This is a genomic window from Streptomyces sp. NPDC048370, from assembly GCF_043200825.1.
In the GTDB taxonomy this organism is placed as follows: domain Bacteria; phylum Actinomycetota; class Actinomycetes; order Streptomycetales; family Streptomycetaceae; genus Streptomyces.
The window spans coordinates 215,319-241,387 of sequence record NZ_JBICYI010000012.1; the positions used below are offsets into that span (position 1 = coordinate 215,319).

Annotated in this window: 18 protein-coding genes, 1 tRNA gene and 2 pseudogenes; 7 read left to right on the forward strand and 14 right to left on the reverse strand. The window is 70.2% G+C overall.

Annotated elements, in window-relative coordinates; all coding sequences use genetic code 11:
• The first annotated feature begins 78 nt into the window (after positions 1-78).
• A complete protein-coding gene (locus tag ACGFYP_RS25320) occupies positions 79-1,539 on the forward strand; it encodes a pyridoxal phosphate-dependent decarboxylase family protein (protein ID WP_393497737.1) in 1,461 nt (486 codons plus the stop codon).
• The gene (locus ACGFYP_RS25325) at positions 1,536-2,966 is read left to right on the forward strand and encodes a lysine N(6)-hydroxylase/L-ornithine N(5)-oxygenase family protein (RefSeq protein WP_393497740.1); all 1,431 of its coding nucleotides are present in this window, start codon (positions 1,536-1,538) and stop codon (positions 2,964-2,966) included. The genes ACGFYP_RS25320 and ACGFYP_RS25325 overlap by 4 nt, the downstream gene beginning before the upstream one ends.
• A 58-nt stretch (positions 2,967-3,024) precedes the next feature.
• Here ACGFYP_RS25325 and ACGFYP_RS25330 read toward each other — a convergent pair whose 3' ends face one another.
• Complete coding sequence (locus ACGFYP_RS25330) at positions 3,025-4,824, reverse strand: bifunctional metallophosphatase/5'-nucleotidase (RefSeq protein WP_393497743.1); 1,800 nt, start codon at positions 4,822-4,824, stop codon at positions 3,025-3,027.
• Positions 4,825-4,958: 134 nt separating this feature from the next.
• Here ACGFYP_RS25330 and ACGFYP_RS25335 point away from each other — a divergent pair, with 134 nt between their 5' ends.
• The gene (locus ACGFYP_RS25335; RefSeq protein WP_393497745.1) at positions 4,959-5,642 is read left to right on the forward strand and encodes an SIMPL domain-containing protein; all 684 of its coding nucleotides are present in this window, start codon (positions 4,959-4,961) and stop codon (positions 5,640-5,642) included.
• Between the two features lie 145 nt (positions 5,643-5,787).
• Complete coding sequence (pyk, locus tag ACGFYP_RS25340) at positions 5,788-7,224, forward strand: pyruvate kinase (protein WP_393497748.1); 1,437 nt, start codon at positions 5,788-5,790, stop codon at positions 7,222-7,224.
• Between the two features lie 7 nt (positions 7,225-7,231).
• On the opposite strand, the pseudogene ACGFYP_RS25345 reads toward pyk, so the two are convergent.
• Positions 7,232-7,841 (reverse strand): annotated as a pseudogene (locus ACGFYP_RS25345) (helix-turn-helix domain-containing protein).
• A 110-nt stretch (positions 7,842-7,951) separates the two neighbouring features.
• Positions 7,952-8,026: transfer RNA gene (locus tag ACGFYP_RS25350), tRNA-Leu, on the reverse strand.
• Between the two features lie 98 nt (positions 8,027-8,124).
• Here ACGFYP_RS25350 and ACGFYP_RS25355 point away from each other — a divergent pair.
• On the forward strand, positions 8,125-8,781 hold the full coding sequence (locus tag ACGFYP_RS25355; protein WP_315890818.1) for a response regulator: 657 nt from the start codon (positions 8,125-8,127) through the stop codon (positions 8,779-8,781).
• 81 nt (positions 8,782-8,862) lie between these two features.
• Here the strand turns inward: ACGFYP_RS25355 and ACGFYP_RS25360 are convergent, their stop codons facing one another.
• From ACGFYP_RS25360 to ACGFYP_RS25405, 10 genes are all read right to left on the reverse strand, one after another.
• The gene (locus ACGFYP_RS25360) at positions 8,863-9,579 is read right to left on the reverse strand and encodes an ABC transporter ATP-binding protein (protein WP_361958294.1); all 717 of its coding nucleotides are present in this window, start codon (positions 9,577-9,579) and stop codon (positions 8,863-8,865) included.
• Positions 9,576-10,568 carry an ABC transporter ATP-binding protein gene (locus ACGFYP_RS25365; RefSeq protein ID WP_393497887.1) on the reverse strand — a complete coding sequence of 331 codons (993 nt, stop codon included), beginning with the start codon at positions 10,566-10,568 and terminating at the stop codon, positions 9,576-9,578. Before ACGFYP_RS25365 ends, ACGFYP_RS25360 begins: the two co-directional genes overlap by 4 nt.
• A gap of 5 nt (positions 10,569-10,573) precedes the next feature.
• Positions 10,574-12,355: a branched-chain amino acid ABC transporter permease gene (locus ACGFYP_RS25370; protein WP_393497891.1), complete on the reverse strand. Its 1,782-nt coding sequence runs from the start codon at positions 12,353-12,355 to the stop codon at positions 10,574-10,576.
• A gap of 5 nt (positions 12,356-12,360) precedes the next feature.
• Positions 12,361-13,293, reverse strand: a complete 933-nt coding sequence (locus ACGFYP_RS25375) for a branched-chain amino acid ABC transporter permease (protein WP_361958297.1) — start codon at positions 13,291-13,293, stop codon at positions 12,361-12,363.
• A gap of 106 nt (positions 13,294-13,399) precedes the next feature.
• Entirely contained in the window at positions 13,400-14,632 is a 1,233-nt protein-coding gene (locus tag ACGFYP_RS25380; protein ID WP_393497754.1) for a branched-chain amino acid ABC transporter substrate-binding protein, read from the reverse strand.
• Between the two features lie 446 nt (positions 14,633-15,078).
• Positions 15,079-15,552 carry a hypothetical protein gene (locus tag ACGFYP_RS25385; RefSeq protein ID WP_393497757.1) on the reverse strand — a complete coding sequence of 158 codons (474 nt, stop codon included), beginning with the start codon at positions 15,550-15,552 and terminating at the stop codon, positions 15,079-15,081.
• A 48-nt stretch (positions 15,553-15,600) separates the two neighbouring features.
• A complete protein-coding gene (locus tag ACGFYP_RS25390) occupies positions 15,601-16,485 on the reverse strand; it encodes a trypsin-like serine protease (protein WP_393497761.1) in 885 nt (294 codons plus the stop codon).
• Between the two features lie 449 nt (positions 16,486-16,934).
• Positions 16,935-17,441 (reverse strand): hotdog fold thioesterase, encoded by a 507-nt coding sequence (locus tag ACGFYP_RS25395; RefSeq protein WP_361958309.1) that lies wholly within the window; start codon positions 17,439-17,441, stop codon positions 16,935-16,937.
• Between the two features lie 109 nt (positions 17,442-17,550).
• Entirely contained in the window at positions 17,551-18,501 is a 951-nt protein-coding gene (locus ACGFYP_RS25400; protein ID WP_393497764.1) for a hypothetical protein, read from the reverse strand.
• A gap of 358 nt (positions 18,502-18,859) precedes the next feature.
• Complete coding sequence (locus ACGFYP_RS25405) at positions 18,860-21,145, reverse strand: FdhF/YdeP family oxidoreductase (protein WP_393497767.1); 2,286 nt, start codon at positions 21,143-21,145, stop codon at positions 18,860-18,862.
• A 124-nt stretch (positions 21,146-21,269) separates the two neighbouring features.
• On the opposite strand from ACGFYP_RS25405, the gene polA reads away from it, so the two are divergent.
• Together polA and ACGFYP_RS25415 are read left to right on the forward strand one after the other, a co-directional pair.
• Entirely contained in the window at positions 21,270-23,981 is a 2,712-nt protein-coding gene (polA, locus tag ACGFYP_RS25410; RefSeq protein WP_393497770.1) for a DNA polymerase I, read from the forward strand.
• 557 nt (positions 23,982-24,538) lie between these two features.
• A pseudogene (locus tag ACGFYP_RS25415) lies at positions 24,539-24,901 on the forward strand (serine hydrolase); the annotation flags it as partial.
• Between the two features lie 136 nt (positions 24,902-25,037).
• Here ACGFYP_RS25415 and ACGFYP_RS25420 read toward each other — a convergent pair.
• Entirely contained in the window at positions 25,038-25,910 is an 873-nt protein-coding gene (locus tag ACGFYP_RS25420; protein WP_393497773.1) for a DUF4184 family protein, read from the reverse strand.
• Positions 25,911-26,069: the final 159 nt, after the last annotated feature.

Sequence of the window (26,069 nt, forward strand, 5' to 3'; positions counted from 1 at the left end):
CCAGGCCCCGTCCCCCGTTCGGGTTGCTCCGGCGACATCGACGGACAAACCCTGAAAACCCCCGGCAGGCTCGTGCCCATGCGTGCCGAGCCCACCCCGCCCCTCGCGACCGACCCCACCGCCCTGCGTCCCCTCCTGGAGACCGTCCTCACCGCCCTCCAGGAAGGCGCGGCCGCACGCGGCGGCCCGATCCCGCCCGGCGGCCCGGACGCCGTCACCGCCCGCGTCCGCGAGGCCCTCGGAGGAGCCCCCCTCCCCGAGACCGGCACCACCCCCGAAGCCGCGCTCCACACCCTCACCCGCACCCTCGCGGAAGGCGCGGCCGACCCCTCCCACCCCCTCTGCGCCGCCCACCTCCACACCCCACCCCTCGCACTCGCCGCCGCCGCGGACCTCGCCGCCTCTGTCCTCAACCCCTCCATGGACTCCTGGGACCAGGCCCCCGCCGCCTCCGCCCTGGAAGCCCTGGTCACCGAGGCCCTCGCCCGCGAGGTGTACCCGCAGACCGGCCACACGCCCGACGCCCGCGCCGCCGAGGCGCACCCGCACACCGAAATCACCCGCCACACCTCCACCACCCTCGTCACCACCGGCGGCACCGAGTCCAACCAACTCGCCCTCCTCCTCGCCCGACAACGCCACGGCCCCGGCCACACCGTCCAGACCGTCGTCGGCGCCAACGCCCACCACTCCTTCCACCGCGCCGCCTGGCTCCTCGGGCTCCCCGAACCCGTCACCGTGCCCACCCCCAACGGCACCCTCGACCCCGTCGCCCTCGACGAGGCCCTCACCGATCTCCACGGCCACGGCTCCCTCCTCGTCGTCGCCACCGCCGGGACCACCGACACCGGCCGCATCGACCCCCTCCCCGAGATCGCCGACCTCTGCGACGCCCACCACGCCGACCTCCACGTCGACGCCGCCTACGGCGGTCCCCTCCTCTTCAGCGACACCCACCGCCACCTCCTCGCCGGCCTCGACCGCGCCCGCACCGTCACCCTCGACCTGCACAAACTCGGCTGGCAGCCCGTCGCCGCCGGACTCCTCGCCGTACGCGACGCGAACGACCTCACCGCCCTCTCCCACACCGCCGACTACCTCAACGCACCCGACGACACCGAAGCCGGCCTCCCCGACCTCCTCGGCCGCTCCCTCCGCACCACCCGCCGCCCCGACATCCTCAAGATCGCCGTCACCCTGCGCGCCCTCGGCCGCAACGGACTCGGCGCCCTCGTCGATCAGGTCTGCGCCCTCGCCCACCACCTCGCCGACCTCGTCGAGAAGTCCCCCGGCCTCCAGCTCTACGAACGCCCCACCCTCACCACCGTCCTCTTCCGCCCCACCGACGCCGACGACACCACCGTCGCCGCCGTCCGCCGCACCCTCCTCACCGAAGGCCGCGCCGTCCTCGGCCGCGCCCACGAAGACGGCCGGCTCTGGCTCAAAGTCACCCTGCTCAACCCCCACACCACCCCCGGCGACCTGGAACAGCTCCTCACCCTCGTAGAGGCCCAGACGGAAGGCAGCACCGACCGATGACCGGCAGCACCCCCCAGCGCCCCCACCACCCCCCGCGCGACCTCGACCAGCCCCACGACCTGGTCGGCATCGGCATCGGCCCCTTCAACCTCTCCCTCGCCGCCCTCGCCCACGGCGTCCCCGGCGGCCTCGACGCCGCCTTCTACGAACAGAGCCCCGCCTTCCACTGGCACCCCGGCCTCCTCATCGAGGGCGCCACCCTCCAAGTCCCCTTCCTCGCCGACCTGGTGACCCTCGCCGACCCCGCGAGCCCCTGGTCCTTCCTCAACTACCTACGCAGTCGCGACCGCCTCTTCCCCTTCTACTTCGCCGAGAAGTTCCACATCCAGCGCGCCGAGTACGACGCCTACTGCCGCTGGGTCAGCGGCCAACTCCCCGGCCTGCACTTCGGCCACCAGGTCGACTCCGTCCGCTGGAACCCCGAACGCGCCCTCTTCGAGGTCGACTTCACCCAACTCGACGCCGACGGAGAAGCCGAAGCCCTCGGCCGCGCCTACACCCGCAACGTCGCCCTCGGCGTCGGCACCGAGCCGTACGTCCCCGAACCCCTCAAACCACTCGCCGACGCCCCCACCGTCCCCGTCATCCACTCCGCCGACTACCTCCTCCACCGCGCGCAGCTCCTCACCGCCGACCACGTCACCGTCATCGGCTCAGGACAGTCCGGCGCCGAGATCTTCCTCGACCTCCTCCGCGCCCGCCCCGCCGGAGCCGAGAAGATCCACTGGCTCACCCGGACCGAGGCCTTCGCCCCCATGGAGTACTCCAAGCTCGGCCTGGAACACTTCACCCCCGACTACACCCGCTACTTCCACTCACTCCCCGAACCCACCCGCAACGAACTCGTGCCCCGCCAATGGCAGTTGCACAAAGGCATCGACGCCGACACCATCGCCGCCATCCACGACGAGCTCTACCGACGCACCCTCCACGGCGGCTGGCCCGACGCCGTCCTCACCCCCGGAGTCCGTGTCCGCACCGCGGGCCGCGTCGCCACCACCAAGGTCGAACTCCACCTGGAACACCTCCAGCAGTCCGCCCGCTCCCGCATCACCACCGACGCCGTCGTCCTCGCCACCGGCTACCGCGAACGCCCCGTCGACCGGATGCTCGCCGGACTCGACCCCTACCTCCGTCACGACTCCGCCGGACGCGCCAGGATCGACACCGACTACCGCCTCGTCCTCGACCCGTCCGTCACCGGCTCCGTCTACGTACAGAACGCCGAGAAGCACACCCACGGCGTCGGCGCCCCCGACCTCGGCCTCGCCGCCTGGCGCAGCGCCACCATCCTCAACTCCCTCACCGGCAAGGAGCCCTACCCCCTCCCGCGCCGCACCGCCTTCACCAGCTTCGGCCTGGAACGGCAAGAGGCGCCACGCATCCCGGCCCAAGGCCAGGCGCTGACGCCTCTCACACAGAACTGAACTCAGAACTGAACTCAGAGCTGAACACCGAGCTCAACGCACAGCTGAACCGCCGTGATCAGAACACCGGCACGCCGTCCCGGGTCAGCCTCCAGTCCACCGACGCGAACTGGCCCGGATCGATCGACCCCTTCGCCTTCACCCACTGGATGATCGTGTTGCGGATCTCATCCGAATTCGCCCACAGCTGCGGCGCGTTCGCCACATGCGGGAACGCACCACCGCCGCTGGCACGGTAGTTGTTCACCGCCAACACGAACCGCGCCGCCGGATCGATCGGCCGACCGCCGTACGACAGGTTCACGATCCGATCACCCGCCGGCTTGGCGATGTCGATCTCGTACGTCACCCCGAACACGGCGTCGTAGTTGTAGTCCGGCGTGCCGTCCGCGTTCGTCAACTTCGCCGTGTCCACCGGCGCCCCCGCCGGCGTCCGCACGTAGTACCGCGCGGAGAACTCCAGATAGTCCTTGATCTGCGCACCCGTCAGAAGTCGCGCCTCCAGGGTGTTCTCGAAGACATACAGACCCGCCGCGTCCCTGATGGTGACCTGCCCGGCAGGGATCGCCGCCGTACGGGAGAAGCAGGACGCCTGCGACAGGACCGGCAGAGCAGCGTACTCGCCGCCGGCCAGCGCCGCCCGCACCGTCTCCGCCTGCACGTGATTGATCAGATCGATGATCGGCTCGTCCTTCCACGGCGCCTGGGCCGTGGCCATCGTCGCGGAGGACGTACCGATCACCTGATTGACGTACGCCACGACCTTCTTGTGCTCGTCCGCCAGCAGCCCCACGATCTCCGGGTCCTCCTCCACCGTGTTGGAGTTGAGGACCTGCGCACCGACCTTCTCCACCACCCAGCGGCCCCGCGACCACACGAGGTCGAAGTCGAAGAGCGTCAACCGCTGCCCCCACTTCAGCGGCTCGGACAGCACGACGTCCTTACCCGTCTCCTTGTTCTTCACCCGGTACTCAGGGATCTCGGTGTGCGCGTGCCCCACGAGGATCGCGTCGATCCCGGGGACCTGCTCGGCCACCAGACCGGCCGCGTTCTCGATGTGCGGAAGCTGATCACCGTACGAGGACGTGCCACTGGAACCCGAGTGGGCGGACACGACCACGACATCGGCGCCCATCGACCGCAGCTTCGGCACCCACTTCGCCGCCTGCTCCTCCAGACCCGGGAAGACCATCTTGCCGCTGACGTTCGCCTTGTCCCAGATGGCGATCCCCGGATTGGTCAGACCGAGAACGGCGACCCTCACGTCCCGACCGTGCGGAGTGCGCAACCGGTGCATGCTGTACGGCGGGAACGCCGGCCGCAGCGTCTTCGCGTCGAGCGCGTTGGCACCCAGCAGCGGGAAGTCGCACTGCTCCTCGAACTTCCGCAGCACCGGGATGCCGTAGTTGAACTCGTGGTTGCCCAGCGCGGCGGCGTCGTAGCCGATGGCGTTCATGGCCTGCGCCATCGGGTGCACCGGACCCCGGCGAGCGGTGATCGGGTCGACCTTGGCGTAGTAGTACGACAACTGGGTGCCCTGGATGGTGTCACCGGCGTCGATGAGAAGCGTGTTGCGCCTCCCCTTCGCCTTACGCACCTGATCGACCAGGGTCGATATCTTCGCGAGGCCGACGTCGTTGTGCGCCTTGTCGTCGAACTCCTTGTCGGTGAAATAGTCCCAGTTGAAGACGTTGCCGTGCAGGTCGGTCGTGCCCATCACGGTGAACGAGTACCGCTTGGCCGGCCGGGGACGAGACTCGTGGGCCCGCGCCGGTGCGACCGCGGCCCCCGTGGCGACAGCGGCTCCGGCTCCGACCGCGACGGAGCTCTCCAGGAACGTCCGACGGTTCAACGGCATGTGTTCTCCTTGGTCCAGTGGCGCACAACGCGCGTAGATTCTGGCCCACGCCGTCCCACCGGCAACAGAGGTTTCCGGTTACGGAGTGGGAAAGTATCCGGGACCACAGCGATGCGCCCACGAGGGAGCCAGCCATGACGACCCCCCGGTCGACGCCCCACCCGACCCCCGAAGCACCGCAGGTCGCGGTCCGCGGAGAAGCCCGACTCGACGTCGACCCCGAGATCGCCCGCGTCGGCGTCACCATCAGCGCCCGCGGCACGGACCGGACCACGACCCTCGCCGACCTCACACGGCGCAACACCCTCGCCCTCGACCTCATCAAGTCCTACGGCCGAGCCGTCGAGAACCTGGAGACCGGCTCCTTCTCCATCACCCCCGAACCCGCCAAACACGGACGCGGCGAACGCGTCCGCGCCTACCAGGGCCACGTCCACCTCACCGCCGAACTCGGCGACTTCACCGCCCTCGGCGAACTCGTCACCCGCCTCGCCGACCTCGACCTCACCCGCGTCGACGGCCCCTGGTGGGCACTGCGCCCCGACTCCCCGGCCTACGCGGAGGCCCGCCGCACGGCGGTAGGGGAAGCCGTCCAACGCGCCCGCGCCTACGCCGACGCGCTCGGCACCTCCCTGGCCGCCCTCCTCGAACTCTCGGACACCGGCCTCGTCCCCCCGCCCGCCCCGGTGGGCGGCATGCGGATGGCCTTCGCGGCGGAATCCGTCGACACGGCCCCACCCCTCGACCTCGAACCCCAGCGACAGACCGTCACGGCCGAGGTCATGGCCCGCTTCACCATGACCCCACCGACGCTGTAGAGGGTCGCCCCGAACCGGCCCGACGTGCTCATCGGAGCACCCACCCGCACAGATTCAAGACTTGTCAACAACCTTTCACGCAAAGGTTGTTGAACGGCCATGCCCGACCCCTCAACTACCCGCCGGTAAGCCCTAGGCTCGAACCATGCGCCGAGCGAAAATCGTCTGCACCCTGGGCCCCGCCACCGACTCGTACGACCAGATCAAGGCACTGGTCGAAGCCGGAATGGACGTCGCCCGATTCAACCTCAGCCACGGCACCTACGCCGAACACGAGGAGCGCTACCAGCACGTACGCAAAGCCGCCGACGAGACCGGCCGAAGCATCGGCATCCTCGCCGACCTTCAAGGCCCGAAGATCCGCCTCGGCCGCTTCCGTGAAGGTCCCGTACTCCTTGAACGCGGCGACGACTTCACCATCACCGTCGAAGACCACGAAGGCGACCGCACCACCTGCGGCACCACCTACAAGGGCCTCGCCGGCGACGTCACCACCGGCGAGCGCATCCTCGTCGACGACGGCCGCGTCACCCTCGAAGTCACCGCGGTCGACGGTCCCCGCGTCCACACCCGCGTCGTCGAAGGCGGCATGGTCTCCGACCACAAGGGCCTCAACCTCCCCGGAGTCGCCGTCTCCGTCCCCGCCCTCTCCGAGAAGGACATCGACGACCTCCGCTGGGCCCTGCGCACCGGAGCCGACATCATTGCCCTGTCCTTCGTCCGCAGCGGCCGCGACATCGAGGACGTCCACCGCATCATGGACGAGGAAGGCCGCCGCCTCCCCGTCATCGCCAAGGTCGAGAAGCCCCAGGCGGTCGAGGCCATCGACGACATCGTCGCCGCCTTCGACGGCATCATGGTCGCCCGCGGCGACCTCGGCGTCGAAATGCCCCTCGAACAGGTCCCGATCGTCCAGAAGCGCGCCATCAAGCTCGCCAAGCGCAACGCGAAGCCGGTCATCGTCGCCACCCAGATGCTCGACTCGATGATCGACAACTCACGCCCGACGCGCGCCGAGGCCAGCGACGTGGCCAACGCGGTCATCGACGGCACGGACGCGGTGATGCTGTCCGGCGAGACGAGCGTCGGCCGCTACCCGATCGAAACCGTCCGCACGATGGGCCGCATCGTGGAGGCCGCGGAAGAGGACGTCCTGGCGAAGGGCCTCCCGCCCCTCACCGAACGCAACAAGCCCCGCACCCAGGGCGGAGCCGTGGCCCGGGCCGCCGCCGAGATCGGCGACTTCCTCGGCGCGAAGTTCCTCGTCGCCTTCACCCAGTCGGGCGACACCGTCAAGCGCCTCTCCCGCTACCGCTCACCCATCCCGCTCCTCGCCTTCACCCCCGACCCGGCCACCCGTGCCCAGCTCAACCTCACGTGGGGCGTGGAAACCTTCCTGGGCCCCCACGTCGACTCGACGGACGCGATGATCGCCCAGGTCGACGAGGAGCTCCTCCGCATCGGCCGCTGCCGCAAGGGCGACACGATCGTCATCACGGCCGGCTCCCCTCCGGGCGTCCCCGGCTCCACGAACCTGGTCCACGTCCACCACATCGGCGACCCGGTCACCCGAACTCCCTGACCGTGGTTCAGGACTTGGGCCCGACATGGAGGTCCATGAGGGCGACGGAGGCTTTGCGGGCGACGGAGATGTTCTGCGCGGTACGCGACTGTCTGGCGCCCTTCCACTCGACGCCGACGAGGTCGAGGGCGGCCGTGAAGAGCCCGATGATGTCGGCGGACGTGTTGGTGAAGAAATACCGGGGGTACTCGTACCGCTTCATGCGCCCGCCGATGAGCTTCTCGGTCCAGTTGACGATCCGGCACCCGTCGGAGTGGATGAGCCCCCAGATGAACGCCCAGGACCGCCGCGCGGCACGCCTCGATCAAACCCGGCCAGGCGTCCGCGCACGCGATGCGGAGATGGTGGCCGCCTTGGGGATGCTCGCTGATGCAGCCGTCTCCCAGGTAGAGGCCGAGCAGGTAGGAGTACGCGGGGGTGTTCTCCGGTACCCCCGGTAGTGGACGGCACCTTGGGCAGGGAACGGTCTGGCTGTTGACGCTCGGCAAGGGCTCAAGTCGCGTCGTCCATGCCCGTAACGCGGCTCGGGAGATGCCGGTCTGCTTGCTGACGGAGTTGAGGCTGCGCCCCTCGGCGACGAGTGTCAGGGCGCGCTTGCGCGTCTGAAGGTCGTACATACATGCGAGCATCGTGCGCGACGGTTAGCCGCCGGGTGGGTTTCGCGAGTCGTTCACCGGAGAGAGTGAACGATGATCGCTAGCTCGTGACCTTGGAATCGAAGGAAAGGTGCCCCGGGTCGGACTCGAACCGACACTGTGTGGGTTTTGAATCCACTGCCTGCTGCCAATTGGGCTACCGGGGCCCGCGAAATCAAAGGTTTCCGATGACCCGCTGCGCGTCCACCATACCGCAGCTAGGTAGGCTCATGGGGAGCAGCTTGCCCGCCAACGAGGAGCCCCCGTGACCGCCCCCGAGTCGCCCCAGCCCGCCGCCGACGATGCCGACGCGTCGCACGTCCCGCCGCTGACGACCCGTGTCGTCATCGCCGAGGACGAGGCCCTCATCCGCATGGACCTCAAAGAGATGCTCGAGGAAGAGGGCTACTCGGTCGTCGGCGAGGCCGGCGACGGTGCCCGGGCCGTCGAGCTCGCTCGGGAGCACCGGCCCGACCTCGTCATCCTGGACGTGAAGATGCCCGTCCTGGACGGCATCTCCGCCGCCGAGAAGATCGCGGGCGAGTCCATCGCCCCGGTCCTCATGCTCACCGCCTTCTCGCAGCGCGACCTCGTCGAGCGTGCCAGGGACGCCGGGGCCATGGCGTACCTGGTGAAGCCGTTCAGCAAGAGTGACGTCGTGCCGGCCATCGAGATGGCCGTGTCGCGGTTCGCGGAGCTGCGGGCGCTGGAGAAGGAGGTCGAGGACCTCTCGCAGCGGCTGGAGACGCGCAAGCTGGTCGACCGGGCGAAGTCGATCCTTCAGACGCAGTACGGCCTGACCGAGCCCGCCGCGTTCCGGTGGATCCAGAAGACGTCGATGGACCGGCGCATGTCGATGCAGCAGGTCGCGGAGGCGGTCATCGAGGACGCCGAGGAGAAGAAGGCGGCCAAGGGCCAGTAGGAGCGGCGCCCACGCGCCACCGAGTACGAGAAGGCCCGCCCCACATCCTTGTGGGGCGGGCCTTCTGTCCGTGGGGACGGGCTACTCCTCGCCGAGGTACGTCTTGCGGACCTCGTCGTCGTGCAGGAGGTCCTGCCCGGTGCCGGAGAGCTTGATCTTGCCGACCTCGAGGACGTATCCGTGGTCCGCGAGGGACAGGGCGGCCTGGGCGTTCTGCTCGATGAGCAGGATGGTCATGCCTTCGGCCTTGAGGGTGGCGATGGTCTCCATGATCTTCTGCATCATGATCGGGGAGAGGCCCATGGAGGGCTCGTCGAGCATGAGCAGCTTGGGCTGGGACATCAGGGCCCGGCCCATGGCGAGCATCTGCTGCTCACCGCCCGAGAGGGTTCCGGCGGCCTGCTTGCGACGTTCGCCCAGGATGGGGAAGAGGTCGTAGGCGCGCTGGATGTCCTTCTCGATGCCGTCCTTGTCCTTGCGGAGGAAGGCTCCGAGCTGGAGGTTCTCGGCGATGGTGAGCTTGGGGAAGATGTGCCGGCCCTCGGGGGAGTGGGCCATGCCGAGGGAGACGACCTTGTGGGCGGGGATCCCGTTGAGGACCTGGCCGTCGAAGGTGATCTTTCCGCTGCTGGGCTTGATGAGGCCCGAGAGGGTGCGCAGGGTCGTGGTCTTGCCGGCGCCGTTGGTGCCGATGAGGGAGACGACCTGGCCGGCCTCGACGGAGAAGGAGATGCCCTTGACGGCTTCGATCTTGCCGTAGGCGACCCTGAGGTCCTCGACCTCGAGAAGAGCGGTCACTTGGTGTCTCCTTCGGTGGTGCTGTCCGCTGCCGGAGCGTCGGCCTCGGGAGCCTCGGGGGCCTCCTCCGAGGGAGCCTCCTCAGTCTCGGCCTCGGCTTCGGCGGCCTCGGCCTCAGCCTCGGCCTCCGCGTGCGCCTCCGCCGCCTCGACCTCGGCGACCTCCTCCGCGCCGGGCGCGCCCTCGAACGGCGTGCCGAGGTAGGCCGCGACGACGCGTTCGTCGCCCTGGACGACCTCGGAGGTGCCTTCGACGAGCTTCTCGCCCTGGACGAGCACGGCGACGCGGTCGCACAGGTTGAAGATGAACTTCATGTCGTGCTCGATGACGAGGACGGCGATGCCCTTGTCACGGATGGCGAAGACGAGTTCCTCGGTGGTGCGGGTCTCGTTCTGGTTCATGCCGGCGGTCGGCTCGTCCAGGAGGAGCAGGCCGGGGTCGCTGGCGAGGGCGCGGGCGATCTCCAGCTTGCGCTGTTCGCCGTAGGGCAGGTTCCGCGCCAGGTGCTCGGCCTTGGCGGCGAGGCCGACGAACTCGAGGAGTTCCATGGCCCGTTCGCGGGAGGCGACTTCCGCCTTCTTGAAGCCGGGGCCGCGCAGCAGCGCGGACCAGAGGCCCTCCTTGGTCCGGGTGTGGCGTCCGACGAGGACGTTCTCCAGGACCGTCATGTTGGAGAAGAGGCGGATGTTCTGGAAGGTCCGGGCGATGCCGGCCTTGGTGACCAGGTGCGGCTTGGGCGGGAGGACCGTGCCCTTGTAGCTGACCTGTCCCTCGGTGGGGATGTACAGACCGGTGAGGCAGTTGAAGAAGGTCGTCTTGCCGGCGCCGTTGGGGCCGATGAGTCCGACGATCTCGCCCTCGCGGACGGTGAGGTCCACGTTGCGCACGGCGGTGAGTCCGCCGAAGCGCATGGTGACGCCGCTGGCGTCGAGGACGGTGGCGGCGGTGGAGGCCGCTGCCGTGTTTTCCGTGGTGGTGGTCGTCGTCATGGCGTTCACGCACCCGCCTTCGAGGTTCCGACGATCGGGTCGGCGGGCGGCCGCTGGTCCGGTACGTCGAGCTTGTCGGCGCTCTCCTCGTGCTCGTGGTACTCGAGCTGGGCGCGCCGGTTGGGGATGAGGCCCTCAGGGCGGAAGCGCATCAGCAGGATGAGCGCGAGGCCGAACGCGAGGAGCTGGAAGTCCTTGAGGAAGGCCAGCTTCTCGGGGATGAGGAAGAGCAGCGCCGCGCCGAGGAGCGGGCCGCGGATGGTGCCCATGCCGCCGAGGATGACGGCCGCGAGGAGGAACGCGGAGTTCGGGGCGACGGGGCCGGCGAACACGTACATCTCGGGGAGGACCGTGCCCTGGAAGTGGGCCTGGACGGTGCCGGCGACGCCGGCGAGGGTGGCGCCGAGGGCGAAGGCGATGAGCTTGACCCTGAAGCCGTTGATGCCCATGGCGGTCGCGGCGGTCTCGTCCTCGCGGATGGCGACCCAGGCGCGGCCGATGCGGGAGTCCTGTGCCCGGCTGAAGACCAGGACGACGAAGACCATGACGAGCAGCATCAGCAGGTAGTAGTTGGCGTAGCTGCCGAGTTCCACGCCGAGGATGGTGTGGGTCTCGCCGAAGTCGTAGCCGAAGATGTTCAGCGCCGGGATGTTCGGGATGCCGTTGGGGCCGTTGGTGATCTGGGGTCCGTTGTCGCCGTCCATGTTGTTGACGGTGATACGGAAGATCTCTCCGAAGCCGAGCGTCACGATGGCGAGGTAGTCGCCGTGGAGCCGGAGGGTCGGAGCGCCGATGATCACGCCGAAGATCAGCGAGGCGAGCGCTCCGATGATCATGGCGGCCCAGAACGGGAGCTCGATGTCGAGCGCGGAGGCCGTGGACCCGGAGACGAGGGCGGCGGTGTACGCGCCGACGCCGAGGAAGGCGACGTAACCGAGGTCGAGCAGGCCCGCCAGGCCGACGACGACGTTCAGTCCGAGGGCGACCGTCGCGAAGATCAGGATCTGCACGGCGATCACGGTGAACGTGTCGGTGGTCTGGGTGAAGGGGAAGACGGCCGCAGCGGCGAACGCGGCGACGGCGGCGACCTGCTTGTTCTTGGAGGCCAGGGCGGAGATGCGGCCCATGAGGCCGGCCTTGTTGAGGGCGGCCGCGCCGAAGCCCACGAGGAGCAGGTAGCCGAGGAACAGCTCGGGGTACTCGGTGGAGATGCCGTAGGTGACGGCGTACATGCCGATGGCGAAGGCCACGACGATGAGGAGGATCTCCGCCCAGGAGGGGATCTCCCGGGGCTTCGCCGCCTTGTGGCTGTCGTCCTTGACGAGGAACGCGGCGAGGGGGATGAGTGCCGCGACGAAGGCGACGTAGGCGCCCGGTTCCCAGTGGGCGATGCCGCCGAGCTGGGCCGCGATGGCGATCACGGTGTACCAGGTGGTGCCGAGCGTGCCGAGGGCGAGGAACTGCAGTGCCTTCGTCGATCCGGCGGGGGTGAGCCAGCCGAGGCCCTTGACGCCGAGCCCGGAGAGGGCGAAGAGCGTCAGGAGGAGGCCGCCGACGAGGGTGAGGAGCTGGAGTCCGCCGGGGTAGCCGGTGACGGTGAGGTCGCCGGGGAACTCGGTGGTGTAGGTCCAGGCGAGGAAGGTGCTGGCGACGGTGGCGAGGCCACCGGCGGCGACGATCCAGTGGAGGAGGCCGGGCGCCTTGGCGTCGGTCTTCTCGGGGGCCGGCGTGCCGGACTCCGCGGGAGTCTCGGGGGTGTCGGGGGTCTTGGTGAGGTCGGTGGTCATCGCGATCACGCCCTGTCCGCGGCGCGTTGTCCGAGCAGACCTTGTGGCCTGAACAGGAGCACCAGGATGAGGAGGGAGAACACCCAGATGTCCTTCCAGGCACCGCCGCCGAACTGCGCCATCCCGGGGATGTGCTCGACGTAGGCGATGGAGAGGGTCTCCGCGAGACCGAGCACCACGCCGCCGATCATGGCGCCGTAGATGTTGCCGATGCCGCCGAGGACTGCTGCGGTGAAGGCCTTGAGGCCCAGCAGGAAGCCCATCTCGAAGCGGATCTGGCCCTTGTCGAGGCCCTCGGCGACCGCTGCGACCGCGGCGAACGCGGCGCCGATGGCGAAGGCCATCACGATGATGCGGTCGGTGTTGATGCCCATCAGCTTCGCGGTGTCCGGGTCCTGCGCCGTGGCCTGCATGGCGCGGCCGCTGCGGCTCTTCGAGACGAAGAGGCCGAGGGCGAGCATGCACGCGGGGGCGGCGACGAGGACGAACGTGTCGGCGCGGGAGATCGACAGGCCGTCGAAGATCTCGAAGGGTCCGCCCTTGAATTCGGGGAAGGTGACCTTGCTCTTGGCTCCCGGGTAGAAACCCCAGATGAGCTGCTGGAGCACGATCGACAGACCGATGGCCGTGATCAGTGGCGCGAGCCGTGGCGCCCCGCGCAGGGGACGGTAGGCGAAGCGTTCGGCGGCGGTGGCGACGGCCACGGAGACCACCGCGCCGCCTATCAGCATGATCGGGATCGCGATCACGAGGGCGGTGCCCTCGGGCAGGATCGTGTATGCCGTGAGCGCGCCGAAGCCGCCGACCATGAAGATCTCGCCGTGGGCGAAGTTGATGAGCTGGACGATGCCGTAGACCATCGTGTAACCGATGGCGATGAGGCCGTAAAGGGCCCCCAGGGCAAGGCCGTCGGCCAGCTGTTGCGGCAGTTCGTTCACCGCAGGGCCTCCGATGAGCGTGTCGGATATGACACCGCGCGAGGGCGCTGTTTGCGCCCTCGCGCGGCTTGGTTCAGGTGGTGCGTGTGCGGGGCAGTGCGGGGTGTCAGTCCTGGAAGGTCTCGGACTTGACGTCGACCCAGGCGCCGTTCTTGACCTGGTAGACGGTGAGCTGCTTGTTGGTCGTGTCGCCGTACTGGTCGAAGGAGACCTTGCCGGTCACGCCCTCGAAGGAGACCTTCGACATGGCCTCGGTGACCTTGGCGCGGGCGTCGTCGGGGAGCTTGCCGTCGTTGGCGGCGACGACGGCCTTGACGGCCTGGATGATCGACCACGCGGCGTCGTAGGAGTAGCCGCCGTAGGCCGCGTACGGGTCCTTGTAGCCCGCCGCCGAGTAGTCGGCGATGAACTTCTTGGCCGTCGGGAGCTTCTCGACGGGGAAGCCGACCGAGGTGGCCAGGTCACCGTCGTTGGCCTCGCCGGAGGCCTTGATGAACTCGGGGTCGTAGATGCCGTCGCCGCCCATGGTGGGGATCTTGGCGCCGGCCTTCTTGACCTGGTCGGAGAGCAGGCCGCCCTCGGGGTACTGGCCGCCGAAGTAGACGGAGTCGGCGCCCGAGCCCTTGATCTTGTTGGCGGTGGAGGAGAAGTCCGTCTCCTTGACCGTCACGGAGTCCGTGCCGACGACGGTGCCGCCGAGGCGCTTGAACTCGTCCGAGAAGATCGCGGCGAGGCCCGCACCGTAGGTCTGCTTGTCGTTGACGACGAAGACCTTCTTCTTGCCGGCGTCCTTGAACAGGTAGTTCGCGGCGAACTTGCCCTGGATGACGTCGGTGGTGGCGGTACGGAAGTAGGTCTTGAAGGGGCGCTTGAACTCGCCCTTGCCCCAGTTGTCGCCCTGGGAGAGGGACGGGTTGGTGTTGGCCGGGGAGACCTGGGTGAGGTTGGCCTTGTCGAAGTCGGCCTGCATCGACTGCGAGACGCCGGAGTTCAGCGGGCCGACGACGCCGAGGACGTCCTTGATGCCGACGAGCTTGGTGGCGTTGGCCTTGCCGGTGGCCGGGACGGCCTGGTCGTCGAGGGCCTCGATCTTGAAGGTGACGCCCGGGACTTCCTTGTTCTTGTTGGCGGTCTGGACCGCCAGGTCCACGGAGTTCTTGATGCCCTGACCCAGCGCCGAGAGCGAGCCGGTCAGCGGCGCGTCGACACCGATGACGACGGTGGTGCCGCCGCTGGAGTTGTCGCTTCCGCCCTTGTCGTCGCGCGAACCGCAGGCGGTGAGGGTGAGTGCTCCCGTGGTGATCACGGTGGTGAGGATGAGCAAGGAACGGTGTCGCACGATGAATCCTTTCCCTGGCGCGGCCCCCTCGAGCTGAGGCGGTGCCGTGAAGCATGGAGCTGGAGGTGCCGTTTGTGAATGCCGGGCCGTACTGGGGATGACTGGGTGATGCAGGGCCGTGCAGTGGACGCGCCCGGCGGCGCGGTAACTGGCGGTGACTCTAAGCGCAGGTGGAGGAGGTGGGGAGCGGCGAGGTCAGGATGTGACTGTCTTGTTATCGCGAGGGGGAGAGGAGGTGGACAGGGGGTGGGTAAATTGGCGCAATTCGGTCAGCACGCCGGTGTCCGCATGGTGAGAATGCCCAGTTCCGCTAAGGGGCTTGAGCGGATCTTGCTCCTGTCGGGCCGCCCGTGAGGGTCTCCGGATATCGGACAGTCGCCCAATGTCAGCGGACGGAACGCTGAGTGCAGGGCTCCGTTTTCTCATTGCGCGAATGTTACGGAGTGTTACGGCGGGGGCTTCCAGTTCTCCGAGCTTCCGGTCGCGCCGTTCGCCGACGCGCACCGTCTTCGGGTCTCCTTGTCGACGAATTCCGACGCCGCCTCGCGGCCTCGGGTGCGCTCCTGGGCGCGGGCGAGCGCGAGGATTTCGTCGTGTATCACCAACTGCTCGTTGGACAGCCCCTTTTGCTCCCAGTCGAGCCCTGCCCACTTGCTCCCGACCAGGGCCTCCTTGACCCAGTACGCGACGAGATCGGTGCAGGTCTCCACGGCCGTCCTGGCCTGCGGTGGGGCGGGGTCGGGGTGGTCGCGCGAGCAGCCGGAGAGGACGGCGGTCACGGTCAGAACGCCGACGGCCAGGGCCGCGGAGAGTGCGGCCCTGGCCGGTGCGTACGCCCGCGGGCGCGGCTGTCCGTACGCCGGTGCGCCCGCGCGTACGGACGTCCGTGCGTCCGTGCGTGCGCGCGGCGGGAAGCCCATGGGTGGGACGCTAGGGGATCCCGCGTGCGGGCACAACAGCAGTCCGGACTACGGCAGTTGGACGAACGGCGCCAGGAAGGAGCGGGCGCCGGGGGTGTCGAGCCGGTACACCACGTTGGTTGCGTAACAGGGCGTGTCGCCGGTGATCGTGGTGGCGACCAGGGTCAGCCTGCCGTCGAGCGTGGCGAAGTTCGGGCCGCCCGAATCGCCGTAGCAGGCACCGCCGTTGCCCTGCGGCGCGCTCATGGCGAGCCGGATCCACGCGTCGTTGAGCGCGTTGAAGGTGACCGGGGCCTTGAGGCGGACGCCGCCGCCCGGGTGGGTGTGCCCGCCGGGCCCGCGGCGCGCCTCCTGCGTTCCGTAGCCGGCGACGACGAACGAGGTGTCGTCGAGGCCCTGTGGGCCGAGTGCGGAGAGCGCGCCGGCGGCGGGGAGGGCGGCCGGCTTGAAGGACCAGCGCTCGGCGACCTTCGCGGCGGGCAGCTGGATCACCGAGATGTCGTGGGTGTCGGAGGCCGGGCCGGGATAGGCGGGGTGGTTGTGCGCGGTGCCCTCGACGGCGACTGTCTCCGCCACGGCGGTCGGGTCGCCCGGGTGCTCGGCGGCGGCCTTGTCCAGGCCGGCCTGCACGTCCTGGTCGAGCGACACGTGGAACCGGACGTTCTCCGGCCAGTCGGTGGTGCAGTGCGCCGCGGTCAGGAAGGTGTCCGCGTCGATCATGGTGCCGGAGCAGACCCAGTCGACCCGGTCGGGCGTGCCCGGGTCGCCGTCGGCGTCCCAGGTCGCGACCAGCGCGCCGACCTCGGTGCGCTCGGGCGCGGGGGCGGCGTTGTACGAGTTGATCGCTGCGGACGGGATCGCGGTGGCGAGGGCGGCAGCGCAGGCCGCGGCGGTGATGGCGCTCGCCACGGTGGTGGAGCGTACGACGGTCACGAAGAACCCCTCGGTGTGTGAGTGGGACCGGTGCTCTCCTGTGGGGGAGGTGCGTCAGTGAAACGGGTGTCGGGTGCGGGGACAAGAGGGCCGGGGGTGGCTGGTGGAGTGAGTCAGGTCGGACCCTGTTCCGGCGTCCGGAGGCTGGTACCGGAGCCCGGCGACGCGACGTTCGGAAGCCGACGTTCCGTCTCCGGAGACCGGGTTTCGCCGCAGCGGGCCCGAACCGGCACCCGAGCGTGGGATTCGTCCCGGTACCGGCGCCCGCTCCCGGGGGCAGAACGCCGGCTCGGGTGCCCGCACTCGGGGCCCCGACGGTGACTCTGTGTGTGCCGTGACACGGCACGGCCCGGGACGGAGCGCCGTCCCGGGCCGGGTGTGGTGGCGGGCCGGGCCGCCTGCGGTGACGGGTCCGGCCGTCTGCGGTGGCGGGGTCGGGCCGCCTGTGATCAGGCCGCGCCGCCGGTTGCGCCTGCGTCCGGGAGGTTCCCCGCGTCCTTGGCCGTGACTTCTCGCAGCAGGCAGGTGAGCCGGGCGGTGCAGACCCGCTTGTCCTGCTCGTCGGTGATCACGATCTCGTACGTCGCAGTGGACCTGCCGCGGTGGACCGGGGTCGCGACACCCGTGACGAGGCCGCTGCGGACCCCTCGGTGGTGGGTGCAGTTCAGGTCCACGCCCACCGCGATCTTGGAGACGCCCCCGTGCAGCATGGAGCCGATCGACCCGAGGGTCTCGGCGAGGACGGCGGAGGCGCCGCCGTGCAGCAGCCCGTACGGCTGGGTGTTGCCCTCCACCGGCATCGTGCCGACGACCTTCTCCGCCGAGGCCTCGACGATCTGCACGCCCATGCGGTTGCCGAGGTGGCCCGCCGAGAACAGGGCGGGAAGGTCGACGCCGAGCGCGGCGTACTCGTCGAGGACTTCCTGCGGGAACTTCACGTGCTGCTGCTCGCCCATCGGCCCGGCTCCGTTCGTCTTCGTACGTCGTCAGTGCGTGCCTGAGCAAACGCTTAGGCGCCTGGCGATTGTTCCAGACGGATCCGGGGCGCGGTCCAGTCACCCCCAGTCACCCTCGGAGGAAGAGCCTGCAGAGGTGGTCGTCCGCGTGCTGCGGTTCGTGGCAGGGGACGAGCCGGTACGGGCGGACCTGGAGCAGAAAGTACTGGTCGGGCGCCACGGGCGGCGCCTCCGCGCGGAACGGATTGCCGTCGTCGTCCCGGATCCGGAGCTCGCCGCGGGTGCCCGCCGCGTCCCGGTAGTCGGCCGCGATCTCCCAGTCGCAGCTCTCGCGCTCGGTGACGGTGGCCGCCACCCGCAGGCCGCCGGGTGTGCTGCCGCCACCGAGATCGATCTTCCGGTGGTCGAAGTACGGCAGGCCCTGATCGTCACCTTCGTCGGTGATGACCGGAACCGGGTTCTTCCGCCGGAGGTCGAAGAGGACCCCTGGGTAGGCCGCCTCGCCCTGGGCCGGGTGTCGCAGGACGAAGCGGGCGGTCGAGGGGGCACAGCGGACGTCGACCGCGCGCATGTCGGTGATCGACAGCTGGGAGGTCCGGTCGCTGAAGAGGTTGAGTTTGACGACGGTGGTCGGCCCGAGCATGAGGCTCTCGTCGGCCAGGCGGGGGCTCGCGCCGATGACCCTCGCGCCGAGGGGCCCGAGGATCCGCCACGCGTTCCGTCCGTAGTCGGGCACGGCGATGTCCAGGGCCGCCAGCTCGCGTTGTTCCGCCGGGGTGATCGTCCTGTCGAGGACGAGGGTCCAGTCGTCGCTGTCGAGCGCGGAGGTGTCGGCGTCCGTCGTGGCCGTGAACGGCGCCTCCTCCTTGTCCAGTTGCTTCTGGGCGTCGTCCTCGGCGCGCAGCCGGGACTCCGTGGAGAGGGTGTCGTAGAGGTAGGTGACGACCTGTCCGAGGCCCGCCGTCGCCAGGATTCCGAGGGCGATGACCACGAGCCCGCGGACGAGGATCCGCGTCCGCCGGGAGGGCGGTACCTCGGCGCCGGGAGCGATCCGTTCCATCGCGAGATCGCTCAGGGACGGCCCCTGCGGCTCGGGCGGCGGCGCCGACTGCTCCTGTCGAGCGGGCTGAACCGGCGGAACCGGCGGAACCGGCGGAACCGGCGGTGCCGGTGGGCGAGTTGGCGGTGTGGCCGGGGGATCCGGCGGTGGCGGCTCGGCGGAGGGTGGAGTGGACAACAGGAGCCCCCGTGGCGTCCGTGAATGGGAGTGGAGGATACAGAACGCCCCGGAACCCCCGACAGAGCAGAACAGGCCACCCTGCCGAGCAACCGCCGCACCCCAGCCGCCCGCGAGCCGCACCCAAGCCGCAGCCGATCAGTCGCCCGAGCCCGCCACCCGCCACCGCGAGCCGGGCCGGTCAGCCCTCGGACCCCGCCGGAACCAGCCGGACGATCACGGACTTGCTGGCGGGGGTGTTGCTGATGTCCGCCGTGGAGTCCAGCGGCACAAGGACGTTCGTCTCCGGGTAGTACGCGGCCGCGCAGCCCCGGGCCGTCGGGTAGTGCACGACCCGGAAGCCGGGAGCGCGCCGCTCCACGCCGTCCTTCCACTCGCTCACGAGGTCGGTGTACGCCCCGTCGGCGAGGCCGAGGGCCCCCGCGTCCTCGGGGTGGACGAGGACGACCCGGCGGCCGCCCTTGATGCCGCGGTAACGGTCGTCCAGGCCGTAGATCGTGGTGTTGTACTGGTCGTGCGAGCGCAGGGTCTGCAGGAGCAGCCGGCCCTCCGGCACCGTCGGGTACTCCACGGGCGCGGCCGTGAAGTTGGCCTTGCCGGTCGCCGTGGGGAAGCGGCGTTCGTCGCGCGGCGCGTGCGGGAGCGCGAAGCCGCCGGGGGAGGCGGCCAGGCGGGCGTTGAAGTCCTCGAAACCGGGCACCACGCGCGCGATGCGGTCGCGGATCGTGGCGTAGTCCTTCTCGAACTCCTCCCACGGCGTGGCCGAACCGGCCCCGAGGACGGCCCGGGCCATGCGGGCCACGATCGCCGGCTCGGAGAGCAGGTGCGGGCTCGCGGGCGGCAGGTTGCCGCGCGAGGCGTGCACCTGGCCCATCGAGTCCTCGACGGTCACGAACTGCTTTCCGCTGCCCTGGACGTCCTTGTCGGTGCGGCCGAGCGTGGGGAGGATCAACGCGCGCGTGCCGGTGACGGCGTGCGAGCGGTTCAGCTTGGTCGAGACGTGGACGGTGAGCCGGGCGCGGCGCATCGCCGCCTCGGTGACCTCCGTGTCGGGGGTGGCCCCGACGAAGTTGCCGCCCATGGCGAAGAAGACCTTCGCCTCGCCGTCGCGGAGCGCCTGGATCGAGCGGACCACGTCGAAGCCGTGGTGGCGCGGCGAGACGATCCCGAACTCCTTGTCCAGGGCGTCCAGGAAGGCGGGCGCGGGGCGCTCGAAGATGCCCATCGTGCGGTCGCCCTGCACGTTCGAATGGCCGCGCACGGGGCACACGCCCGCGCCGGTGCGGCCGATGTTTCCGCGCAGCAGAAGGAAGTTGACGACCTCGCGGATCGTCGGCACGGAGTGCTTGTGCTGGGTGAGGCCCATCGCCCAGCAGACGATGGTCCGCTTCGAGGCGAGGACCATCCCCAGGGCCCGCTCGATCTCGGCGCGGTCGAGGCCGGTCGCGGCGAGCGTCTCGTCCCAGTCGGCGGCGCGCGCGGCCGCCGCGAACTCCTCGTACCCGTGGGTGTGTTCCCGTACGAACTCCTCGTCGACCGCGCCCGGGGTCTCCAGGACCAGCTTGTTGAGGAGGCGGAAGAGGGCCTGGTCGCCGCCGATACGGATCTGGAGGAAGAGGTCGGTGAGCGAGGCGCCCTTGAGGAGCCCCTGCGGGGTCTGGGGATTCTTGAACTTCTCCAGGCCCGCCTCGGGCAGCGGGTTGACCGAGATGATCTGCGCGCCCCCCGCCTTGGCCTTCTCCAGGGCGGAGAGCATCCGGGGGTGGTTCGTGCCCGGGTTCTGGCCGGCGACGACGATCAGGTCGGCCTGGTGCAGGTCCTCCAGGGAGACACTGCCCTTGCCGATCCCGATGGTCTCGTTGAGCGCCGAACCGGAGGACTCGTGGCACATGTTGGAGCAGTCCGGCAGGTTGTTCGTGCCGAACTCGCGGGCGAAGAGCTGGAAGAGGAACGCGGCCTCGTTGCTGGTCCGTCCCGAGGTGTAGAAGAGCGCCTCGTCGGGGGAGGAGAGGGCGGTCAGCTCCTCGGCGATGATCGCGAACGCCCGCTCCCAGGTCACCGCCTCGTACCGCTCGGCGCCCTCCGCCAGATGGACGGGCTGGGTGATGCGGCCCTGCTGGCCCAGCCAGTACCCGCTGCGGTTCGCCAGGTCCGCCACCGGGTGCGCGGCGAAGAAGTCCGGGGTCACGCGGCGCAGCGTCGCCTCCTCGGCGACCGCCTTCGCCCCGTTCTCGCAGAACTCGGCCACGTGCCGCTTGTCGCCCTCGGGCCAGGCGCAGCCGGGGCAGTCGAAGCCGTCCTTCTGGTTGACCTTGAGCAGGGTCCGCGCGGTGCGCCGCACGCCCATCTGCGCCTGCGAGATCCTCAGGGTGTGCGCGACGGCGGCGAGGCCGGCGGCGGCGTGCTGCGGCGGCTCGACCTGCGGCGCGTCCTGGACCGGGTCGCCTGCGGGGGGCTTGCTGACCATCGCGCTCTCCCTTGAGCGGTCATTGTGTGGCGTACGTCTCCGATCCTGTCACGGGCCACCGACAGCGCGTGCCCGAGGGCTGCTGTGGGCGGGATTGTCAGTGGTCCGTGGCAGGATCGTGTCCGTGGCTGATACAGCATCGAAGAAGACCGAAGAAACCCGTCCGCGCCTGCTCCTCATGGACGGGCACTCCTTGGCGTACCGGGCGTTCTTCGCGCTGCCCGCGGAGAACTTCACGACCGCGACCGGACAGCCGACGAACGCCATCTACGGCTTCGCGTCGATGCTGGCGAACACGCTCCGCGACGAGGCGCCCACGCACTTCGCCGTCGCGTTCGACGTGTCCCGCAAGACCTGGCGCTCCCAGGAGTTCCCCGAGTACAAGGCGAACCGCTCCAAGACGCCGGACGAGTTCAAGGGGCAGGTGGAGCTGATCGGCGAGCTGCTGGACGCGATGCGCGCGCCGCGGTTCGCGATCGACGGCTTCGAGGCCGACGACGTCATCGCCACCCTCGCCACCCAGGCCGAGGCCGCCGGTTTCGAGGTCCTGATCGTCACCGGCGACCGGGACTCCTTCCAGCTGATCACGGACCACGTGACCGTGCTGTACCCGACGAAGGGCGTCTCCGAGCTGACCCGGTTCACGCCGGAGAAGGTCGAGGAGAAGTACGGACTCACGCCCCAGCAGTACCCGGACTTCGCCGCGCTGCGCGGCGACCCGTCCGACAATCTGCCGGGCATCCCCGGTGTCGGTGAGAAGACGGCCGCGAAGTGGATCAACCAGTTCGGTTCGTTCGCCGAGCTGGTCGAGCGCGCCGACGAGATCAAGGGCAAGGCCGGTCAGAACTTCCGGGACCACCTGGAATCGGTCAAGCTCAACCGCGTCCTGACGGAGATGGTGCGGGACGTCGAGCTGCCCAGCACCGTCCAGGACCTGGAGCGCGTGCCGTACGACCGCACGGGCGTGGCGATGGTCCTCGACACCCTGGAGATCCGTAACCCCTCGCTGCGCGAGCGGCTGCTCGCCGTCGACCCGGGCGCCGGCGAGGAGCAGGCCCCGGCGCCCGCCGCCGGTGTGGAGCTGGACGGCTCGGTCCTCGGCGCGGGCGAGCTCGCCCCCTGGCTCGCCGAGCACGGCACGAAGCCGCTCGGTGTGGCCACGGTCGACAGCTGGGCGCTGGGCACGGGGAACGTGGGCGAGATCGCGCTGGCCGCCGCCGACGGCGCCGCCGCCTGGTTCGACACCACCGAGCTCGACGAGGCCGACGAGCAGGCCTTCGCCGCCTGGATCGCCGACCCGGACCGGCCCAAGGTGCTGCACAACGCCAAGGGCGTGATGCGAGTCTTCCCCGAGCACGGCTGGAGCGTCGCCGGCGTCTCCATGGACACCGCGCTCGCCGCCTACCTCGTCAAGCCGGGCCGCCGCTCCTTCGCGCTCGACGCGCTCTCCCTGGAGTACCTCGGCCGTGAGCTCGCGCCGGCGTCCGCCGCCGACGGCCAGCTCGCCTTCGGCGCCGACGACACGGCGGAGGCCGAGGCCCTGATGACGCAGGCCCGGGCCGTCCTCGACCTCGGCGACGCCTTCGAGGAGAAGCTCGGCGAGGTCGGCGCCCGGGAGCTGCTGCACGAGGTGGAGCTGCCGACGTCCGGGCTCCTGGCCCGTCTGGAGCGGCACGGCATCGCCGCCGACCGGGCCCATCTGGAGGCCATGGAGCAGCAGTTCGCCGGAGCGGTGCAGCAGGCCGTGAAGGAGGCGCACGCCTCGGTCGGGCACGAGTTCAACCTCGGCTCGCCCAAGCAGCTCCAGGAGGTGTTCTTCGGCGAGCTGAACCTGCCGAAGACGAAGAAGACCAAGACCGGCTACACCACGGACGCCGACGCGCTGGCGTGGCTGGCCGGGCAGACCGAGCACGAGCTGCCGGTGATCATGCTCCGCCACCGCGAGCAGGCGCGGCTGCGCTCCACGGTCGAGGGTCTGATCAAGACGATCGCGGCCGACGGCCGTATCCACACCACGTTCAGCCAGACCGTGGCCGCGACCGGTCGGCTCTCCTCCACCGACCCGAACCTGCAGAACGTGCCGGTGCGCACCGACGAGGGCCGGGCGATCCGGCACGGCTTCGTCGTCGGCGAGGGCTTCGAGGCCCTGATGACGGCGGACTACAGCCAGATCGAGCTCAGGGTCATGGCCCACCTCTCCGAGGACGAGGGCCTCATCGAGGCCTTCAACTCCGGCGAGGACCTGCACACCACGGTCGCCTCGCAGGTCTTCGGCGTCGAGCCGTCCGCCGTCGACGCCGAGATGCGGCGCAAGATCAAGGCCATGTCCTACGGCCTGGCGTACGGCCTGTCCGCCTTCGGCCTCTCCCAGCAGCTGAACATCGAGCCGGGCGAGGCCCAGGCCCTGAAGGACACCTACTTCGAGCGCTTCGGCGGGGTACGGGAGTATCTGCGCCGCGTCGTCGACGAGGCGCGGGCCACGGGCTACACCGAGACGATGCTCGGCCGTCGCAGGTACCTCCCGGATCTGAACAGCGACAACCGCCAGCGCCGCGAGGCCGCCGAGCGGATGGCGCTGAACGCTCCGATCCAGGGCACGGCGGCGGACATCGTGAAGGTCGCGATGCTGAACGTGGACCGGGCGCTCATCCAGGCCGGTCTCGCCTCCCGCATGCTGCTCCAGGTCCACGACGAAATCGTCCTCGAAGTGGCCCCGGGCGAGCGGAAGCAGCTCGAGGCCCTGGTCCGCGAGCAGATGTCCGCGGCCGCCTCGCTCCGCGCCCCCCTCGACGTGTCGGTCGGCGTGGGCGAGGACTGGGAGTCGGCGGCCCACTGACGGACCGGCCCGTCGACGGTCGGGCCGTCCACGGTCCCGACCGGGGCGGGCGCGACCTGGCGTCCGTCCCGACCGGGCGTCCGTCCCGACCGGGGCGGGCGCGACCTGGCGTGGGCCGGCCCGGGCGTCGCTTGCGCCAGGTGGACCAGTTCGGGAGCGCTTCGCACCGGAGCGCTCCCGAGACTGGGTGCATGTTCAGGAGCCGTCGTCCCCGTCCGCGCAGCTGGGTCGCCCTCGGCGCGGTCCTCGGCGTGCTGGGCGTCGCCGCGCCCGCCGAGGCCGTGCACCGGGCCTCCGCCGCCGCGGCCCCCGTCTGTACCTCCGCCGGCCACCCCGCGCTGGCCGCGAGGCTGTCCACGGACATCGCCGCCGCCCTCAAGGGCCGTGACAGCACGGTGTCCGTCGCCGTCCACGACCCCGGACGCGGCCTGCGCTGCGGGCTCGCCGACGACGAGTACTACGACGCCGCCAGCGTCGCCAAGGTACTGATCATGGAGTCGGTCATGGGCCGGGCCGAAGAGTTCGGACGCGAGCCCACCAGCCTGGAGTCCGACCGGATGAAGGCGATGATCACCCGGTCCGACAACGACGCGGCGACGGCCCTGTGGTGGGGCCTGTCCCGCGACCGGATGCGCCGGGTCCTCACCGACGCCGGAGCCCACGACACCGTCCTCGGCCACGACCGCTACTGGGGCCTCACCCACACCACCGCGCGGGACCAGCTGGCCCTGCTCGCCACCGTCTCCCGCCGCCCCGCCGCGCTCACGCTCATGGGGCAGGTCATCGCCTCACAGACCTGGGGCGTCTCGGCGGGCGCCCCGCGCGCCGCGCGCGTCCACCTCAAGAACGGCTGGCTGCCCCGTGCCTCCAACGGCTGGCGGGTGCACAGCATCGGCGCCGTCAGAGGCGGCGGCCACGACTACCGCCTCGCCCTGCTCAGCCACGACAACGCGACCATGAGCTACGGCGTCAACACCCTGGAACGCGTGGCGAACGCCGTCCATCGGCGGCTCGCCGGCGGTGTCGCGTCCCGCGGCTTCACGCCGGAGAGCGCGATCAGCGAGATCCCGGACGGGAGCGCGCCGGCTCACGACCCGCTGCCCCTTCACGGGACACCGCAGGACCCGGGCGCGTTCCGCGCAGCCGCATCCCCGCCCCGTACAGCAGCAGGCCGACGGCGAGCCCCGCGCCGGCCCCGAAGCAGGCCGTCGGGATGATGTCGAGGGGCGTCTCGATCCGCCCCCAGTACGCGTACCAGCGCAGGCACCGGTGCACGATCCCGGCCAGGACGCAGGCGCCGATCAGCCCGCCGGCCAGCCACCGGCCCCGGCGGGTCAGGACGGGCACTTCGGTGGGCGGCGTCGCCTCGCCGGGCGCGGCCCGCAGCGCCCGTACCGTGAACCACACCAGCAGCACGAGCGCCAGCGCCGATCCTCCGTACTGGAAGTACAGATAGACCGGGAAGCCGGCCACGAGCGCGTCGAGGAACGGGATCGCGCGGGTGCCCCAGCGGTCGAGGTGGGTGAAGGAGTCCCACACCACGTGCGTCGAGGCGCCGAGCGCCGCCGACAGGCAGAACCAGGTGGCCAGCGGAAGGACCGGCCGGCCCCGCCAGGAGCCGCCTCGGACGAAGGCGTACACCCGGCTCTGCCGACGGCCCGGCAGCAGGGCCACCAGCGGCTCACGCACCATCAGCCACACGGCCACGAGCGCGGCGGTGATCAGCAGATCGACCGTCAGGATGCCCACGGGGGAGTGCGTGACGCTCCCGAAGAGCATCGCACCCGGGACGGCGGTGGCCGCGAAATAGGTCATGTCGGGTGAGAACGACCCCGCCACGAGCGCGCAGGCGATCAGCGGTCCGCGTCCGGTGCCGTCGCGGCGGATGCCTGGCAGCACCGCGGCGGCATGGCTCAGCGTGAACGGCATCGGAACATCCCCCTCGAAATCCGCGCCGGCCCCGGACATCTCCACGGCGGCGGTCGGCGGTCACGCCCAGTATGCGGGAGCGATCTCCGTCCGGCCGATGGGCGACCAAGAGGTGACGAAAGCGTGAAACGCGGTCAGGGCGCTGTGTCCCGGGGCCGG

Coding starts and splice junctions, on each gene's coding strand:
- ACGFYP_RS25320 (WP_393497737.1), top strand. CDS start 79: ATGCGTGCCGAGCCCACCCCGCCCCTCGCGACCGACCCCACCGCCCTG.
- ACGFYP_RS25325 (WP_393497740.1), top strand. CDS start 1,536: ATGACCGGCAGCACCCCCCAGCGCCCCCACCACCCCCCGCGCGACCTC.
- ACGFYP_RS25330 (WP_393497743.1), bottom strand. CDS start 4,824: ATGCCGTTGAACCGTCGGACGTTCCTGGAGAGCTCCGTCGCGGTCGGA.
- ACGFYP_RS25335 (WP_393497745.1), top strand. CDS start 4,959: ATGACGACCCCCCGGTCGACGCCCCACCCGACCCCCGAAGCACCGCAG.
- pyk (WP_393497748.1), top strand. CDS start 5,788: ATGCGCCGAGCGAAAATCGTCTGCACCCTGGGCCCCGCCACCGACTCG.
- ACGFYP_RS25365 (WP_393497887.1), bottom strand. CDS start 10,568: ATGACGACGACCACCACCACGGAAAACACGGCAGCGGCCTCCACCGCC.
- ACGFYP_RS25370 (WP_393497891.1), bottom strand. CDS start 12,355: ATGACCACCGACCTCACCAAGACCCCCGACACCCCCGAGACTCCCGCG.
- ACGFYP_RS25385 (WP_393497757.1), bottom strand. CDS start 15,552: ATGGGCTTCCCGCCGCGCGCACGCACGGACGCACGGACGTCCGTACGC.
- ACGFYP_RS25395 (WP_361958309.1), bottom strand. CDS start 17,441: ATGGGCGAGCAGCAGCACGTGAAGTTCCCGCAGGAAGTCCTCGACGAG.
- ACGFYP_RS25400 (WP_393497764.1), bottom strand. CDS start 18,501: ATGGAACGGATCGCTCCCGGCGCCGAGGTACCGCCCTCCCGGCGGACG.
- ACGFYP_RS25405 (WP_393497767.1), bottom strand. CDS start 21,145: ATGGTCAGCAAGCCCCCCGCAGGCGACCCGGTCCAGGACGCGCCGCAG.
- ACGFYP_RS25420 (WP_393497773.1), bottom strand. CDS start 25,910: ATGCCGTTCACGCTGAGCCATGCCGCCGCGGTGCTGCCAGGCATCCGC.